At 43.9% G+C, this 17,897-nt stretch carries 12 protein-coding genes and 1 tRNA gene; 7 read left to right on the top strand and 6 right to left on the bottom strand.

What is annotated here, in order from left to right; all coding sequences use genetic code 11:
- The first annotated feature begins 205 nt into the window (after positions 1–205).
- Positions 206–604, top strand: coding sequence for a hypothetical protein (locus CI960_RS18965; RefSeq protein WP_005861266.1), 399 nt, complete (start codon positions 206–208; stop codon positions 602–604).
- A 102-nt stretch (positions 605–706) separates the two neighbouring features.
- Here CI960_RS18965 and CI960_RS18960 read toward each other — a convergent pair whose 3' ends face one another.
- Positions 707–1,996, bottom strand: a complete 1,290-nt coding sequence (locus tag CI960_RS18960; protein ID WP_005861268.1) for an O-acetylhomoserine aminocarboxypropyltransferase/cysteine synthase family protein — start codon at positions 1,994–1,996, stop codon at positions 707–709.
- A gap of 168 nt (positions 1,997–2,164) precedes the next feature.
- On the opposite strand from CI960_RS18960, the gene CI960_RS18955 reads away from it, so the two are divergent.
- Both CI960_RS18955 and CI960_RS18950 read left to right on the top strand, forming a co-directional pair.
- The gene (locus CI960_RS18955) at positions 2,165–2,635 is read left to right on the top strand and encodes an Lrp/AsnC family transcriptional regulator (RefSeq protein ID WP_005861270.1); all 471 of its coding nucleotides are present in this window, start codon (positions 2,165–2,167) and stop codon (positions 2,633–2,635) included.
- 97 nt (positions 2,636–2,732) lie between these two features.
- On the top strand, positions 2,733–5,018 hold the full coding sequence (locus tag CI960_RS18950) for a bifunctional (p)ppGpp synthetase/guanosine-3',5'-bis(diphosphate) 3'-pyrophosphohydrolase (RefSeq protein ID WP_005861271.1): 2,286 nt from the start codon (positions 2,733–2,735) through the stop codon (positions 5,016–5,018).
- A gap of 45 nt (positions 5,019–5,063) precedes the next feature.
- On the opposite strand, the gene CI960_RS18945 is transcribed toward CI960_RS18950, so the two are convergent.
- The 4 genes from CI960_RS18945 to CI960_RS18930 all read right to left on the bottom strand — a co-directional run bounded on the left by CI960_RS18945 (position 5,064) and on the right by CI960_RS18930 (position 7,856).
- Positions 5,064–6,014: a calcium/sodium antiporter gene (locus tag CI960_RS18945; protein WP_005861273.1), complete on the bottom strand. Its 951-nt coding sequence runs from the start codon at positions 6,012–6,014 to the stop codon at positions 5,064–5,066.
- 6 nt (positions 6,015–6,020) lie between these two features.
- Positions 6,021–6,422, bottom strand: a complete 402-nt coding sequence (locus tag CI960_RS18940; RefSeq protein WP_005861275.1) for a DUF3127 domain-containing protein — start codon at positions 6,420–6,422, stop codon at positions 6,021–6,023.
- A gap of 79 nt (positions 6,423–6,501) precedes the next feature.
- Entirely contained in the window at positions 6,502–6,858 is a 357-nt protein-coding gene (locus CI960_RS18935) for a MerR family transcriptional regulator (RefSeq protein ID WP_005861277.1), read from the bottom strand.
- Positions 6,859–6,872: 14 nt separating this feature from the next.
- Entirely contained in the window at positions 6,873–7,856 is a 984-nt protein-coding gene (locus CI960_RS18930) for a M23 family metallopeptidase (protein WP_005861279.1), read from the bottom strand.
- A gap of 98 nt (positions 7,857–7,954) precedes the next feature.
- On the opposite strand from CI960_RS18930, the gene alaS reads away from it, so the two are divergent.
- The 4 genes from alaS to CI960_RS18910 all read left to right on the top strand — a co-directional run bounded on the left by alaS (position 7,955) and on the right by CI960_RS18910 (position 15,691).
- On the top strand, positions 7,955–10,576 hold the full coding sequence (gene alaS / locus CI960_RS18925; RefSeq protein ID WP_005861281.1) for an alanine--tRNA ligase: 2,622 nt from the start codon (positions 7,955–7,957) through the stop codon (positions 10,574–10,576).
- 154 nt (positions 10,577–10,730) lie between these two features.
- Complete coding sequence (aroB, locus tag CI960_RS18920) at positions 10,731–11,792, top strand: 3-dehydroquinate synthase (RefSeq protein WP_005861282.1); 1,062 nt, start codon at positions 10,731–10,733, stop codon at positions 11,790–11,792.
- 36 nt (positions 11,793–11,828) lie between these two features.
- Positions 11,829–11,903, top strand: a tRNA-Pro gene (locus tag CI960_RS18915).
- Positions 11,904–12,769: 866 nt separating this feature from the next.
- On the top strand, positions 12,770–15,691 hold the full coding sequence (locus CI960_RS18910; protein WP_005861284.1) for a DUF6383 domain-containing protein: 2,922 nt from the start codon (positions 12,770–12,772) through the stop codon (positions 15,689–15,691).
- A 759-nt stretch (positions 15,692–16,450) separates the two neighbouring features.
- Here CI960_RS18910 and CI960_RS18900 read toward each other — a convergent pair.
- A complete protein-coding gene (locus CI960_RS18900) occupies positions 16,451–17,722 on the bottom strand; it encodes an ATP-binding protein (protein WP_005861286.1) in 1,272 nt (423 codons plus the stop codon).
- Positions 17,723–17,897: the final 175 nt, after the last annotated feature.

Genomic DNA, 17,897 nt, shown 5'->3' with positions numbered 1-17,897 from the left:
TCATCTTTGCAATATAAACAAGGAGATACATCAATAAGATGTAAGTTGAAATTTTGATGTTAATCCGAGTTTTATCATACACATTAGATAGGTTAATAGGTTTGTAAAAAAGGATTAGTCCGAAACAAAAGAATGTTTAGGCTATCTTCTCTAAAATGAGTGTTTGTTTTGTAAATGGTTTTGTAATAGGTAAATTGTAGGTATTATGAGAAAGTTAATTATGGCGGTAGCGGTTTTGGGAATGAGTGCTACAATGAATTTTGCGAAAGCGCAATGTGTGAATGAATATGGGAATAAAGAACCGTTTGCGGTAGAGTTTAGCCGATTGAGTTCTTATCTAGGATTGGCTCCTTACCAAATGGAGGAGGTACTTAACATTAATGATTATTTTGTACAAGAACAAAGAAAGAGTTTGAGCAAAGACCTGAAGCGTCAGGATGAACGATTGCAAAAAGCCGTGTACGGCAATTTGAAGCTGATGAAAGAGGCGTTGACTGCCGATCAGTATCGCAAGTATGTCATATTGTTAAATGTAACTAACAACAATAACCGATTAACCGGAGCTGTGACATTTACGGATATCTATTTGGCTGAGAATAAATGAGTGTAACCTTGGCTCGATGTGATGTTGATTAGAAAGGCGATCCTTGTGTCGAACAGGGATCGCCTTCTTTGCTTCTGTCCTTTTCCTTTTGGAAGTGCGCTATCAGATTTTAGCGAAAGCTTGATCCAGATCATCTATAATATCATCTATATATTCGGTTCCGATGCTCAAGCGTACGGTGGATGGTGTTATGTGCTGTTGGGCAAGTTCTTCCGGGCTCATCTGGGAATGAGTGGTCGTGTATGGATGAATGACAAGGCTCTTTACATCGGCGACATTCGCTAGTAGGGAAAATATCTCCAGTGAGTCGATGAATTTCCAAGCGGCTTCCTGCCCGCCTTTGATCTCGAAGGTGAAGATACTGCCGGCACCATTCGGGAAATATTTATTGTAAAGTTCATGGTCCGGATGGGTAGGAAGTGATGGATGATTCACTTTTTCTACTTTCGGATGTTTTGATAAATAATCCACGACTTTCAATGCGTTTGCTACATGGCGCTCCACGCGTAGGGATAAGGTCTCTAATCCTTGCAACAATATAAAAGCATTGAAAGGAGAGATCGTTGCCCCGGTATCGCGAAGAATGACCGCACGGATACGGGTGACAAAGGCGGCGGAACCTGCTACGTCCGCAAATATGGCTCCATGATAACTTGGGTCTGGTTTAGCTAATGTAGGGAACTTATCTGCATTCGCCTTCCAGTCGAAAGTACCTCCGTCTACAATTACACCTCCTAGGCTACTGCCGTGTCCTCCTATGAACTTTGTGGCGGAATGGATGACAATGTCAGCTCCATGTTCGATCGGACGAATCAAGTAGGGGGTTCCGAACGTATTGTCTACGATTAATGGAACATGGTATCGGTGAGCGACTTCCGCTACCGCATCCAGATTCGTTACGTCAGAGTTAGGATTCCCGAATGTCTCTACATAAATGGCTTTCGTGTTTTCCCGGATGGCTGCTTCTAATGCGTTTAGGTCATTTACATTGATAATCGTATTAGTAATGCCTTGGGAGGCCAGTGTATGGGTGATCAGGTTGAAGGAACCGCCATACAAATTATCGGCCGCGATAATATGATCTCCTGCCCTCACTATGTTCTGTAACGCATAGGTGACAGCCGCTGCTCCTGAAGCCACGGCCAAACCTGCCACACCTCCTTCTAAGGCAGCTACACGTGCCTCGAAAACGCCTTGCGTGGAGTTTGTCAAACGTCCGTAAATATTCCCTGCGTCACGTAGGCCGAAACGGTCTGCCGCATGTTGTGCGTTATGGAATACATAGGAAGTTGTTTGATAAATGGGTACTGCACGTGCGTCGGTTGCGGGATCCGGTTGTTCTTGTCCTACATGAAGTTGTAATGTCTCGAAATGTAACTTCTTTGTTGCCATAGTCATCTTGTTTATTTAGTTCTTATTCTGTTGGCAAATGTATGATGTGTGTGCTTTTTGGACAAGATTCGTTGAGAATATAGAAAATAATACTATTTTTAGGGCTATAAATAGAATACATCTTCGGCGAAGGACGCTGGGGAATCAATCCGATAGAATTTTTTTCTTATGAATGTTTCAGATAAGTTAGACAAGGTGGATCTGCAAATCCTCCGAACGTTACAAGATAATGCCCGGTTGACTACGAAAGAGTTGGCGGCAAGGGTCAGTCTCTCGTCAACCCCGGTGTTCGAGCGTTTAAAACGTCTTGAGAATAGTGGATATATAAAGAAGTATATAGCGGTACTAGATGCGGAGAAGCTGAATCAAGGCTTTGTTGTCTTTTGTAGCGTGAAATTGGTTCGGCTGAATAAGGATATAGCTTTTGAGTTTACCCGGATTATTCAAGAAATCCCCGAGGTAACGGAGTGCTATAATATTTCAGGCGATTATGATTACTTATTGAAGATACACGCTCCCAATATGAAATATTATCAAGAGTTTATTTTAAATGTGTTAGGAACGATCGATAGTTTGGGCTCGTTGAGAAGTACTTTTGTCATGGACGAGGTTAAACACGACTATGGGATCCATATTTAAGCAGTAGATATTCTATTTTTGTCTTTTGTTAGGGTTTCCTTCCAAATATTTGTATATATTTGTGGCTATACAGTATAAAAATGGGAGGTGTAAAACCATGGACGATACAAAGGACACAAAAGATATAAAAGAAACGGGCGAGGCTGCGTCCGTTCTCTCTGCGGACGAACAGATGATACAAGATGGGTTCAATGCGTTGTTGAACGATTATTTGAAGTCAAACCACCGCCGTAAGGTCGAACGAATCACGAAAGCTTTTAATTTCGCCAATCAAGCGCACGCCGGAGTGAAACGGCGTTCCGGCGAACCTTATATAATGCATCCTATCGCCGTGGCTCGTATCGTATGCCGGGAGATGGGTTTGGGCTCTACCTCTATTTGCTCTGCGTTATTGCATGATGTCGTGGAAGATACCGAGTATACGGTGGAGGATATCCGGGATATGTTCGGAGACAAGATCGCCCAGATCGTGGATGGCTTGACGAAGATATCCGGTGGCATTTTTGGGGAACAGGCCTCGGCTCAAGCCGAGAACTTCCGTAAGTTGCTGCTGACTATGAGTGACGATATACGGGTGATTCTAATCAAGATCGCAGACCGTCTTCATAATATGAGGACTTTGGGTTCCATGCTTCCCGCCAAGCAATTTAAGATCGCGGGTGAGACTCTTTATCTGTATGCTCCTCTGGCGCATCGTCTGGGTCTCTTCTCGATCAAGACGGAACTGGAGGATTTGAGTTTTAAATATGAGCATCCGCAAGAATATGACTTCATCAGCGCTAAGTTGAAAGCGACAGAAGAGAGCCGTAATAAATTATTCGAACGTTTCGCCGCCCCTGTGGACGAGAAGCTGAAATCGATGGGACTTCAGTATGAGATGCGTGCCCGTGTGAAATCGGTCTATTCCATTTGGAATAAGATGGAAAGCAAGGGTGTCGCTTTCGAGGATATTTATGATATTTATGCGGTCCGCATTATTTTTGACCCGCTTCCCGGTGTGGACGAGAAAAACCAATGTTGGGATATCTACTCGGCTATTACGGATATTTACCGGATTCGTCCCGACCGTATCCGTGATTGGGTGAGCCGTCCGAAAGCGAACGGTTATCAAGCGCTTCATCTGACCGTTATGGGACCGGATGGACAATGGGTAGAGATCCAGATCCGTAGCCGCCGTATGGATGATATCGCAGAGAAAGGCTTCGCTGCCCATTGGAAATACAAGGAATCCAACGTGGAGGAGGATACGGAATTGGATAAATGGATACAAACCATTACCGAGATATTGGAGAGTCCGGACCCGAATGCGCTGGATTTCTTGGATACGATCAAACTGAACTTATTTACTTCCGAGATATTTGTTTTCACTCCGAAAGGAGATATAAAGACATTGCCCCAAGGGGCTACCGCCTTGGATTTCGCTTATGCGCTTCACTCCGATATCGGTAATAAATGTATTGGCGCTAAGGTAAACCATCGTTTGGTGCCATTGAGTCATCCGCTGTCCAGTGGAGATCAGGTGGAGGTCTTGACTTCCCGCTCTCAGGAGCCGCAACCGGAGTGGTTGAATTTCGTGACTACCGCTAAGGCTCGTGCGAAGATCGATGCCGTATTAAAGCGTGTCCGTAAAGAGGTCGCTAAGTATGGAGAGATAAAAGTTCTTGATGCCTTCAAGCGTTCGGAGCTTGAGGCGAGTACATCCAATCTGGATAAATTAGGCATGTATTTTGGATTCTCGAAACGCGAGGAATTCTTTTATGCGGTAGAGAAGGGGGATGTGGTTTTGCCCGAGAATTTAAAGAAGCTGTTGAAGGAGAAGACGGATAATGTCTTGTTTAAGTATGTGAAACAGGCGTTGGGTGTCGCTTCCAAGAAGGTGAAACAACCCGAAGAGGAGGAAGCCAAGAAAGAGAAGCCTAAATATGATAAGAAAAAGCCTTATTTATTGAAAGAGGAGGCTTTTGAGCGTAATTATGTAATTGCCGAATGTTGTAAGCCGATTCCGGGAGATGACTCTTTAGGTTTTATCAATGATGATGGAAATGTAGTAGTTCATAAACGTTCCTGCCCGATCGCCATGCGCTTGAAAAGTAGCTTTGGCGAACGTATCTTGAATACGGTTTGGAGCAGCCATATGAACGCTTCTTTTGAGGCCACGCTAGAGGTGAAAGGTATAGACTCGATAGGCGTACTGAATACGATCACGAAAACGATTTCCGAGGATTTCAACGTGAACATCATGCGCTTGCTGATCGAGGCGAAAGACGGCGTGTTTGAAGGTAAGATAAAGATGAAAGTTCATGACGTAGAAGATATCCAGAAAATGTGCGTGACTTTGTCGAAGATACAGAATATTAAATCTGTCGGACGTGTAGCGGATTAAGTGTAGCGAAGTGCTTCGCTACACTTTTGTTTTATAAAAGCTTTATCAGCCGACAATCAAATAAGTTATATAAGCTATATAACAAGCGATCAATAGGATTCCCTCCGGCCTAGTGATGGTCCGTTTCTTGAAGAAAAGGCCAAAAATATAAAGCAATACGCATGAACCGATCATGACGCCCAAATCCAGATTGGTAATGCCTTGTATGTTCATCGGCGTGATTGTCGCGCTACAACCTAATACGAAGAATATATTGAAGAGGTTGGAACCGATAACATTTCCGATCGCCATCTCCGGGTTCTTCTTTAATGCGGCCACGACGGAAGTCGCTAACTCAGGAAGAGAGGTTCCTCCGGCCACTAAAGTCAAACCGATAATAGATTCGCTAACACCCAGTCCACGGGCGATACCAGAAGCTCCATCCACGAAAAATTGTCCTCCGTAAATCAAACCAGCCAATCCACCAATGATGAATAAACTCGCTTTCCAAATGGGCATTATTTTAATCGTGCTCTCTCCATTTTCCTCTCTATTATGTGCGATCGCGAATGTATAGCCAAGGAAAATGGCGAAGAAGCATAATAGTAACATTCCATCGCTACTACTGATACTATTGTGCGATGCGCCGTTGATCAAAACGTCATTCGCACAAATAAATAATACGATTGAGGCAAGCACGCAAAGAGGGATCTCTTTGCTCAACGTACCTTTCGTGACGCTGATCGGTACGATAGCGGCCGTACAGCCGACAATCATCAAGGCGTTAAATATATTGCTTCCTACTACATTACCAATAGCGATATCCGAGCTTCCTTTCAAGGCGGATACGACACTGACCGTTAATTCCGGTGCGGAAGTCCCAAACGCCACAATAGTTAGCCCGATTACTAAGCTGGAAATATTGAAGCGTTTGGCTACCGAGGCGGCACCATCTGTCAAGGCGTTAGCCCCGACTAAAATTAGTAGTAAACCGCCAATTAGTAATACGATATCCATTAGTCTTTAGAATGGCAAATCATCGATTGGATTGGCCGGTCCGAAATCAGGAGCGGATGAGGCTGGAGCCGTAGGAGCGGAAGCCGGAGCGAAATTATCCGGAGTTACTCCCATCGGAGCGGCTTGAGGAGCTGCCGCCATCGGACGGTCTACTTTCCATGCGTTGATACTGGTGAACCAGCGGCCTTGGTACTCACGGCTGTCAATGTCGAAAGAGACTGTCAATTCCTCGCCCGGCTGAATGGCCGCTTGAGCGATCTTATCCGCTCCGAATATCTGGAAGCATACTTTCTTGGGATATTGATCGTGTGTCTCTAATACGTACTCTTGTTTTTTCCATTCGTTTCCGGCTTTGCTGACACCGCCTACTTCCGGTAGGACTTGAATAATTTTTCCTGTAATTTCCATGTCTTGTATTTTATTTGCTTATGTTTTATTTAATTGGGGACGAAGGTACGGTTTTGTTCTGGTTTTATCAACAGAATAATCACACTTTCGGGGCAAAAGCATCGAATGCGTCTTTCATAGCTAACAGCTCTTCTTTGATCTGTTTCAGGCGGTTTACGATCTCTTCTTGCCGGATCGTCGTCTCTTTATTGTCCTTCAGTTTTTGCCGTGCGCCGGCCAAGGTCATCCCTCTCTCTTTAACCAGATGGTAGATGAGGCGTACCGCGTCGATATCCTCCTGCTTGTAAAAACGGGTACCTTTGCTCGTCTTCCTTGGATTGATGATATCGAACTCCTTCTCCCAAAAGCGAAGGGTGGACTCGTTCACGTCGAACATCTGCGCCACCTCGCTGATGGAAAAATAGAGTTTGAGATCTTTATTCTTTTTTAGACTCATACTGCTAATGAAGTTTAATCCATAACCTGACCATGATTCTCGGCAATCTGGATCATACGGTCGTATTCCTCAGGTGAGAGATCCATGTAATAGTATTTAGATGGGTTATCATACTTCCCTCGTACGATTACCTCATAATGCAAGTGAGGGCCGGTAGATTTCCCGGTATTTCCAACCTCGCCAATCACCTCTCCACGAGTAACCTTTTGTCCGACACGTTTCTTGAACTTACTCATATGACCGTATAAAGTCTGATAGCCGTAGCCATGATCGATAATCAAACAATTTCCGTATCCCTGTTTCCAAGCGGCGAAAGTGACAACGCCATTACCTGTCGCATAGATCTCCGTTCCCACTTTAGCCGAGAAATCCATTCCGGAATGGAAACGAGGTGTACGGTAAATCGGGTCGATACGTACGCCATAGCCGGAAGCGGTACGACGCAGATCCTTATTGGAAATCGGCTGGATCGCCGGGATACATTTACTTCTCTCTTCTTGGTTCTTTCCTAGAGAGATCAGTTCTTCCAAGGAATTGGATTGGATATATAATTGCTTACGTAGCATATCCATCTTTTGGGTCGTGGAGACAACAAGCTCCGGATTGGACAGGCTCATCAAATGCTCGTAACGGTTTGTCCCTCCAAACCCGGCTTTCCGAACGGACTCGGGTATAGACTCAGCTTGGAAGATAGCCCGGTACAGATTCTCGTCACGCTGTTGGATATCATCCAATACGTCCAACGCGTTATTTAAGCGAAGGGAAAGCACCTCGTATTGAGTTTGCAATAGGCGGTTCTCCTTACGTAACTGAGATTCCATCGGAGAGTCCACCAAATGCATCATGACGAAAAAAGTGGCTACGCCGAATGCTATTCCGGTGCTTAAATGGCGGAGAACGGTGAACAGCCGGTCTTTGCTAGATGGGTATACACGCTCATAATTGAGAGTGTTCGGATTGTATAAATAGTATGTTTTGCGACTTTTAAAGAGTTTCATCTACATTTTTTGTTATCTGAATGCACGCAAAAATAATAATTTGCAGTACTTTTGCAAATTGTTTTTCAGAATATTAACGAGAACTATATAAATAGATTATGTTGACAGCAAAAGAAATCCGTGAATCCTTCAAGCAATTCTTCGCTTCTAAGGAACACCAGATCGTGCCTTCCGCTCCAATGGTGGTAAAGGGTGACCCCACGTTGATGTTTACGAACGCGGGAATGAATCAGTTTAAAGATATTATCTTGGGCAACGTGCCCCGTAAGTATCCTCGTGTCGCGGACTCTCAGAAATGTCTTCGTGTTAGCGGTAAGCATAACGATTTAGAGGAGGTAGGACATGATACCTATCATCATACGATGTTTGAGATGCTCGGAAACTGGTCGTTCGGAGATTATTTTAAGAAAGAGGCGATCAACTGGGCTTGGGAATACTTGGTAGAGGTATTGAAGCTGAATCCGGAGCGTTTATATGCCACCGTATTCGAGGGAAGCCCCGCTGAAGGCTTAGATCGTGATAACGAAGCTGCTGGTTATTGGGAGCAATATTTACCGAAAGATCATATTCTGAACGGTAACAAACATGATAACTTCTGGGAAATGGGGGATACGGGTCCTTGCGGTCCCTGTTCCGAGATCCATATCGATCTTCGTTCGGACGAGGAGCGTGCGGCGGTCAGCGGCGCCGATATGGTAAATAAGGATCATCCGCAGGTAATCGAGATCTGGAATCTTGTATTTATGCAATTCAACCGTAAGGCCGATGGTTCTTTGGAACCGCTGCCGGCTAAGGTGATCGATACCGGTATGGGATTCGAGCGTCTGTGTATGGCATTGCAGGGTAAGACCTCAAATTATGATACGGACGTATTCCAACCGATTATCAAGGTAATTGCGGGAATGGCGGGTACGACTTACGGTACGGATAAACAGCAAGACATCGCCATGCGTGTGATCGCCGACCACATCCGTACGATCGCTTTCGCTATCACGGACGGACAGTTGCCTTCCAACGCTAAGGCCGGTTATGTAATCCGTCGTATCTTGCGGCGTGCTGTTCGTTACGGTTATACGTTCTTGGATCGCAAGGAAGCGTTTATGTATAAGCTTTTGCCCGTATTGATCGAGACGATGGGCGACGCTTATCCGGAATTGATCGCTCAGAAAACCTTGATTGAGAAGGTTATCAAGGAGGAGGAAGAATCTTTCCTTCGTACCTTGGAAACCGGTATCCGTTTGCTGGATAAGAAAATGGAGGAGACGAAGGCTGCGGGCAAGACGGTCTTGAATGGCGTAGATGCCTTTACATTATATGATACCTACGGATTCCCGTTGGACTTGACGGAATTGATTCTTCGTGAGAACGGCATGGAAGCCGATATCGAGGAGTTCAATAAGGCTATGCAGAAGCAGAAAGAGCGTGCCCGTAACGCCGCCGCTATCGAGACAGGCGACTGGATCACGCTGAAAGACGGTGAATGTAAGTTCGTGGGTTATGATTTGTTCGAATGCGAGGCAGAGATCTTGCGTTATCGCCAGATCAAACAAAAGAATAAAGTATTATACCAGATCGTTCTGGATCAAACCCCGTTCTATGCGGAAATGGGTGGACAGGTCGGTGATACGGGTTGGTTGATCGCCGACGACGAGAAGATCGACGTGATCGATACGAAACGAGAGAATAATTTGCCGGTTCATTTGGTTACTAAACTACCGAAGGACGTAACGGCTACATTTACCGCGAAGATCAACGTGAAAAAGCGTATCCAGTGTGAGTGTAACCACTCTGCCACGCACCTTTTGCATGAGGCGTTGCGTGAGGTATTAGGTACGCACGTAGAGCAGAAAGGTTCGTATGTTTCGCCTGATTCTTTACGTTTCGACTTCTCTCATTTCCAGAAAGTGACGGACGAGGAAATCCGTAAGGTGGAAATATTGGTTGGAGAGAAGATCCGTGCGAACTTCCCGTTGGAAGAGCATCGCAATATGCCGATCGCCGAAGCAAAGGCGCTAGGGGCTATGGCTTTGTTCGGTGAGAAATATGGCGATGAGGTACGTGTCGTGAAATACGGAAGCTCCGTGGAGCTATGTGGTGGTACGCATATCCCGGCAACCGGTATGATCGGTTCTTTGCGCGTGATAGGAGAGAGCTCTATCGCCGCAGGAGTCCGTCGTATAGAGGCGGTTACGGCCGAGGGCGCCGAGCAATTCGTATATGCCCAGCAAGATCTGATCCGTGAGTTGCGTGCGTTGATGAACCATATGCCGAATTTGGCGCAAGCGATGAAAAAGTCTATCGAGGAGAACGCCGAGATGAAGAAACAGATCGAGGATTATATCCGTGAGAAGTCTATGCGTTTGAAAGAGGAGATCGTGGCGAAAGCTTCGGAGAGCAATGGTATTAAGGTTATGCAGTTCGTTGGTAAGGCAAATGCGGACGCTATGAAGAACGTGGCTTTCCAGATCAAGGCGGAGACAACCGATAGCTTTGTCTTTGTTGCCGGTATCATAGACGATAACAAATGCACGCTCATGCTTATGTTAAGCGATGATTTGGTGAAAGAGGGCTTGCATGCCGGTAAGATCGTAAAAGAGGCCGCTAAGCATATCCAAGGCGGTGGTGGTGGACAACCCCATTTCGCTACGGCCGGCGGTAAGAACATGGAGGGCCTTTCCATTGCGGTTGGCGCTGTGAAAGAGGCTGTTGGAGTACAGTAAAATCGGTTCGGAAGAAATTGACTTTTCTTTCGGACTTAATGATAGATTCCTTCGGATCGAATAAGAATTCCATCCGAAGGAATTTTTTTATGTCGTTTTGATAATCGGAATACATGTTTTACCTTTGTGGTCTAAGGTTTTAAATAAAAAAGATATGTCAGAGCAAAAAGTGGTTATTTGCAAGGACCTGAAATCGGAACTGCAAGATTTTCTCTCCTCTCTAAAATACGATAAGTTGTTCATCCTTATGGATACGAATACCAAAGAGAAATGTTTTCCCTTGGTAGAGGATATACCGGCCTTTCAAAAGGCGCCGATTCTCGTGATGGAAGCGGGTGATATGAATAAGGGTTTTGTCTCATTAGCCCAGATATGGACAGCTTTGTCGAATGAGGGGGCTTCCCGTAACTCCTTGCTGGTGAATTTGGGCGGCGGTATGATTACGGATATGGGTGGTTTTGCCGGCGCTACTTTCAAGCGGGGCATCCGTACGATCAATATCCCTACGACCTTGATGGCGTCCGTCGATGCTGCGGTTGGCGGTAAGACGGGTATAAACTTCAATGGGTTGAAGAACGAGGTCGGTTCTTTTTATCCCCCCTTGTGTGTATTCATCGATTGCGATTTTTTGCGCACGTTGGATCGCGATAATATCCTTTCCGGTTATGCGGAGATGATCAAGCACGGGTTGATTAGTTCGATGGAGAATTATGCGTCTGTCATGCTTTTTGATATCGACACCATGAATTATTCGTATTTGAATAGTTTGGTAGGCCAGTCGGTCGCCGTGAAAGAGCGGATCGTAGAGGAAGATCCCAAGGAACAAGGTATTCGTAAGGCATTGAATTTCGGTCATACGATCGGCCACGCTTTCGAGAGCTTGTCTTTCCTGAAAATGCGTCCGATCTTGCATGGTCATGCGGTAGCGGCGGGTATCGTGAGCGAGCTTTACCTCTCGCATAAGCTGTGTGGCTTCCCGATGGAGAAATTGAGTCAAGTCGTTTATTATATAAAAGAGTATTATCCGGCGCTCTTCTTTGACTGCACGGACTACGATACCTTATATGAGTTAATGACACATGATAAAAAGAATGAGGGCGGTATCATCAACTTCACTTTACTGAAAAATGTAGGGGATGTCCGTATCAACCAATCGGTCACCAAGGAAAAAATCTTGGAGTCTCTTGATTTTTATCGTGAAAGTTTTGGCATTTAACGGAAAAAAACTACCTTTGCACCCGTAAAATAAAAGCGGGATGTAGCTCAGCCCGGTTAGAGTACGCGTCTGGGGGGCGTGTGGTCGCTGGTTCGAATCCAGTCATCCCGACTAAAGCTGAGAGAAAAGGAGTTAAGTCTATGGCTTAACTCCTTTTTTTGCTCTCTATCACTTTCCTAAAACAATGAGGCAGTAGAAATTCCGACTCATCCGATATTCATGGGGGATAGCCTTAAATCATGACAATAGATTAAAATTGATATATTTCCGTTTGAATTTAGTGCGGTCATTCCAGCCTATTTTAGCCATTATTTCTGTTAATGGTTGCTTAGTGCCGACTTATCGGTGCATGCTCTGTGAGTTCAAAGTCTTTTGGGGCACGATTGTTTATCGGAGTAGGGAGGCCTAGCTGTTTGATAGAGTGCCATTGGCTGCTGAAGTGAATAACTAACGGCTTGTCGAATGAATAACTAGCGGCTATATATAGCCGCTAACTAACGGCTCGGGAAGTGAATAACTGATCACTTGGAAAGCCTTCTACGGCCTGCGAAATCAAGTATGCGTTAACCTAGAGGAGGATTTTTGGAAATTATATTATATATGTACACGTACATTAAAGAATATGATGTATATGAATAGGCTTTAGTAATACATACCAATAATATCAAGGACTGATTTATCTAATAAAACGGCTAATATAAACGATCGTTTTAATTCGTCATTTGCAAAGGTACGCGTTTCTTTGATACCTACAACCCTTCCGAGCTATTTTTTTCATCCCTTATTCGCTTTCTTATCAATAGGATAGCCTATCCTTTACGAAACAACCGATTCCGTAAACAAACCTCCCGTTTTCCCTCTTCAAAAACGCAAGATCTAAACGATGGTCTAGACTAGTCGTTTTGGTATGGCGAAGGATAATTAAAGAGTTGAGAGATATTTAATTAACACTATTATTAATATTTAAATTAGAGATTATGAACAAGAGAATTTCTACTATGTTTGCGTCGTTCTTGCTTATGGCAGGTGTGGCGTTTGCTGCGGATGGAACTACTTATTCTCAGAAAGAAGCTAAGCCAACAGAAGGCTTGAAAGTCTATTTGGGAAATGAAGAGGGTACATCTTTCTTGAAATCAGCGAAAGTGACGGACGCTGCTTATAAGTTTGCGAATACCGTTACAGAAAGCGAAGCTGGTGTCTTCACGGTTACAGGCGTAAAGACCGAGAATGGTAAATTGATGTTTAAACTGGTAGACGCTGCTGGAAAGGTGGTTTATGGTAAGGAAGGAACCACGTTTGTTGAGGCCGCTAGCGAGGATGATGTGAAGAAAGGTTATTGTTGGTTTACTTATGATGACAATAATACCGATGATAACTATAATGATGATAAAATTACATTAGGAGGTAAACCTTTGGCTTATGATATGGCTACTGCCGCAAATGTAGCAAAAATGCTTATCGCTAAAAAAGGAACAACCTCTAGTGATTTGAACAGCAATCTTTCCGGTAAGGGGTTCTCTTTTAAATTCCCGAACGCCGCTTCCGAGGCTGACGTGAATCCGTTTGGAGAGCAGATGTTCGCTATCGACGCTTCTACTGTTAATTCTACATTGGAGTTAGGTGAGACTGAGGTTTCCGGCGAGTGTTTCGTTGTAGCTAACGCCGCTGGTTTGAAGTTGGCTAAGGAGGGTGGTGTAACCGCAGATAACTTGAAAGCCGCTACTTTCATCGTATTGAACCCGAACGCTACTTTCGGTATCACGAGCTTGGATGCTGCTAAAGGTGAGGGTTTCGGTTTCACTACCGTAAAGGGCGAGAAACTGAACGCTACCAATGTTAAGAAAGACGGTAAGATCGCTTTCATGAACGCTATCTATGGTGTTTCTGAAGATGACTTGGCAAACAAGGCTGGTCAATATACGATCAAGATGACAGGTGTGAAGGTAACGAAGGGCACAGATGAGAACTTTGGTTCAGAGTTAACTGTTTATGTAGGAGCTTATTCCTTGACCACTGGTGGTTTGAAGACTTATATCACTACGAAGGGTTCCACTGATAAGCTTTCCTTGGCCCAGACTACAGGAAATACATGGGCAAAGGCTTCTGATCTGTTGAAGACTGACGGTGCCGCTATCTATAATATCTACTTCACAGGAACTAAACCTGCCGATGGTGAAGAAGGTGAGTCTTTGTATGGTAAATATTTGGTTTCTACGTATGCGAAAACTGAAGAGGCTCGTGCTATCGCTTCTTTCTCTAACGAGGCTTTGGCTCCTGCTAAGGTTGACTTGAAGGCTCCTGTTGCACAATGGGTAATTGTAAGTATGCAGGGTTCCGGTGCTGTTACGTTTAAGAATCTTGAGACGAATGAAACGTTTAATGCTAATTTGTATAAGACAGACAAGGCTGGAATTTATCAAGCCGTAAAGACTTCGGTTGGTGATATTCCTGCCGAGAATATCAAATTAGTTGCCGTAAGCGCTAATGAAGGCTTCTTGACTCTTTCTGACGCTCAATTGAAGCAAAAGGCTCAGTTGGTATTTAATGGCGAGTCCTCTGTTGCCGTAGAGAAAGTGTATATGAGCTGTAATGCCGATGATTCTAAATTTGAGCCGGTAAGTGATGCCGCTAAGAGCTACGCTTGGAGCTTGGAGAAGGCAGAGGCTGTTAAAAACAATGTTGAGTACATCTATTTGAAGGATGACGAGGTGGCTAAGAAGAAAGCGGATATGTTGACTATTCAAGCTTACTATTTGGTTGACGATAAGAAGGGTTTGAATCATGAGGGTTCTGATTATAAGTTGGTTGATCATAACGATAAGAAAGCGGACAATCTTTCTCGCTTGGTATTCAAGAAGAACGTTGACGGCACTTATTCCGTAATCTGCTTGGATGAGGCTCTTGACGCTGACGAGGCTGCCGATAATTATATAGAAGTTGTCAAGGCTGACGCTAAAATGTTGAAAGTGGATGTGAATACTCCTAGCTTCGCTGAAGTTCCTGTTGGCTCGGAAAAGGCGGATTATGCGAAAGTAGTGGTAGATTTCTTCCAGATGGGTGCTAGCTTGGATGCTGTTCCGAGACATGCGACATTGGATAGTGAGGAAGGTTCAATCTCCTTGAAGGAAAACAAGAATGGTATCCTTGAGGGTATCATTGGCGCGGAGGGTTTGACTTTCTGGTTGGATACGGCGGATAGCAAGGCAGAGCTTCCTTCTTTCTATATCTCTAAAGGTATCGCTGAAGGTGACTCCGTTGCTCCGGTAAGAAATTTCTTGTATTTCGCTCAAGACTCATTACGTTATTGGAATGAGGCTCAAGCTAAGTTTACTTATGACGAGAACTATGGCTTGGAAGGTACTTATGGAGCTGAAGCTAATCAGAATACAGATGTTAAAGCCATTTTCCGTCCGGCTACTTTAGCAGGTGTTGATACGATCAATACAACTGTAAACGGAAAGAATGTGGTTGTTGCGGCAGAAGCTAAGGAAGATGTTTGCCTTGGAGGTATAAATAACTTCAAATTTTATATCACGAAGTTGGATGCCGGTTATTCGGTGAGACCGGTAGACCAACCTACAAAATATTTGTATGCGTTGAATGGTAAGTTAGGCTTTACTTCTGATACTTCTAAAGCGTTGCCGGTAACAGTAGGTGAGGGTAATCCTACATCTAATGAGTCTATCGATAACTCTGCGTCTTCTTCTGTCGTAGTGATCGGCAACGCCGGTTCCGTAACGATCCAAGGCGCTCAAGGCGAGACCGCTTATGTTCGCAACTTATTGGGTATGCCGTTGGCAGAGACAGTTGTCACTTCCGATAACGCTACGATCGCTGTTCCTGCTGGAATCGTTCTTGTAACGGTTGGCGACGAGACCGTAAAGGTTGTCGTTAAATAAGACATGTAAAGGAATAATGAAAAGATAAATCGAAAATCATTCCCGTGCGGATTATCCAAGTACCCCGAGAGGGCGAACAAGCGGGAATGGATTAATATTAATACTAAAGTAATAAATTAAAGTTCATCCGTAAGTACTTCCGTGAGGATGGAAACGGATCAAAGGCAAGGGGAGACAGTATTGCGCTGTTTCCCCTTATTTGTTGATAAGGGTAGATAAGGGCTTTGTTGGTGAAATGGACGGTATTCGATCTTTTTGATTGATATAAGGGGGATATCGTGACATACCCTTTTCGAGAGAGGTATGAAGTAGGGGAGATCGGAGGGGTATAAATAGCCTTTTTCATGCAAAAGGGCCGCTTTTTACACACGATAGGCGGTAAAAGGCAGTGCGACTAGTCGTGTTTGGCAACGCCAATAGTGCCGTTGGGCATCGTAAACAGTCATGAATAGGGTTGTTAGTACTCATGAATGGGCATCGTAACCCTGTTATATCCCTGTCGTAACTCAATGAGATAGCCCGGATAAGCTATAGGATATGAATTAGGATGAATTAAATTCGCTAGGATAAAAGGCTGTTTTTAACTAATGCGGTATAAGACAAATGATTGCTAATATTTTTTCTCGTATTTGGGGATAAGCTGTACGTTTGCCCGAAAAAAGTGATTCTCCGGCAGTTGAGTTTACAAATTGACAAAATGCCAAGGTGCTTTTTTTGTGAGCTTATAGGAAGGGCTAGATCCGAAAACAAACCTTGATTTTAGAGAATGGCATGGGATAAATTCCATGCTTGTACGTGCTTTATTCCTTCTTTGGAAGGAAGCGGCAGATCATCGAGCGAGACAACGATCTTCTCGTAATTATCCTCAATGGCCTCTAACGAGGCATATTCCCGTTCGATGGTTTCTTTGTCGATTAGTAAATAAGTGGATTGGAGATAGATAACCCTCTCTCCTTTGATAGCGACGAAATCCACCTCTTTGTTCTTTATGCTGCCTACGTATATTTGATAGCCGGCCCTTAATAAATCTAGATAAATGAGGTTTTCTAGTTTATACCCAATGCCGTAGCCAAAGCCTTGATATAAATAATTGTTGAAACCTAGGTCATTGATGTAATACTTACAATTCCCGGCGATGGTCTCCTTTCCCTTGATTTGGTATTTCTCGACTTTATGTACCAAAAAAGTGTCCTCTATGTAACTAATGTAGGAGGCGATCGTATCATAGCTGGTCTTCCTTCCCGAGCTCTTGAAATAATTGGTGATATTCCGAATTGATATTAAATTAGATGCGTTATTTACCAGATAGACAAAAATGTCCTCAAGCAACTTAGCGTCTTTTATGTTTTGTCTTTGTATGATATCACGTAGTAATACGGTGTCTTTTAATGCGGATATATAATTTCTTTGTACTTCTGGTTGAGATAGATGGTATAATTCAGGCATACCACTACTTTGCATATATTCTAGGTAGTGTACCTTGTTGTTTTCTTTTTGGGTGATTCCAAGAAACTCTGTGTATGAAAAAGGATAGATGGCAAATTCCACATAACGTCCGGCTAATAACGTGGCGAGTTCTCCAGATAGCATTTTAGAGTTGGAGCCACTAATGAATAACTCATATTCGGCGGTATAGTCTTGTGAGTATGAGTTGGCGAAGCGTTCCCATCCCTCTACATTTTGGATTTCGTCAATGAACAGATAGATACGACCTTGAGGATTTATTTGTTTTAAGTAGAGATTAAACAGGGAATCAAGATCTTCATTGGTTTTCAAAAAATAGAAGGCGGATAGCTCACAGTTAATGAAGAATATATTTCGGGGATTTACTCCACTATTGGCGAGATGGCTAGCTAACTGACGAAGGAGATAGCTTTTCCCTACACGTCGCTGTCCTACCAAGACTTTGATTAATCTGTTTCCGGTGTAGGATAATATCCTATCTAAATAATCTTGCCGTTTATAGCCTGTTGGAAAATCGTTTCCACCCCATAGGTTATACTTCTCTAATGTCTTAAATCTATCGTCCATACTCGAAACTTTTGCGTAAAAGTACAAAAGTTTCGAATGAACTCGAAACTTTTCCCGTTAAGAATGGGATATACCCTTAAAAAAATAACGGCAACCGCCTTCCGCCGAAAGCCGAGTTGCCGTTCAAAGTTAGGAATAAGGTTTGGTTTGTTCCTTTGTAATGATTCTAACATTA

This window comes from Parabacteroides sp. CT06 (genome assembly GCF_002257605.1).
GTDB classification, from domain to species: domain Bacteria; phylum Bacteroidota; class Bacteroidia; order Bacteroidales; family Tannerellaceae; genus Parabacteroides; species Parabacteroides distasonis.
Note: the sequence above shows the minus strand (reverse complement) of the source record. Positions and strands in the feature narration are given on the sequence as shown.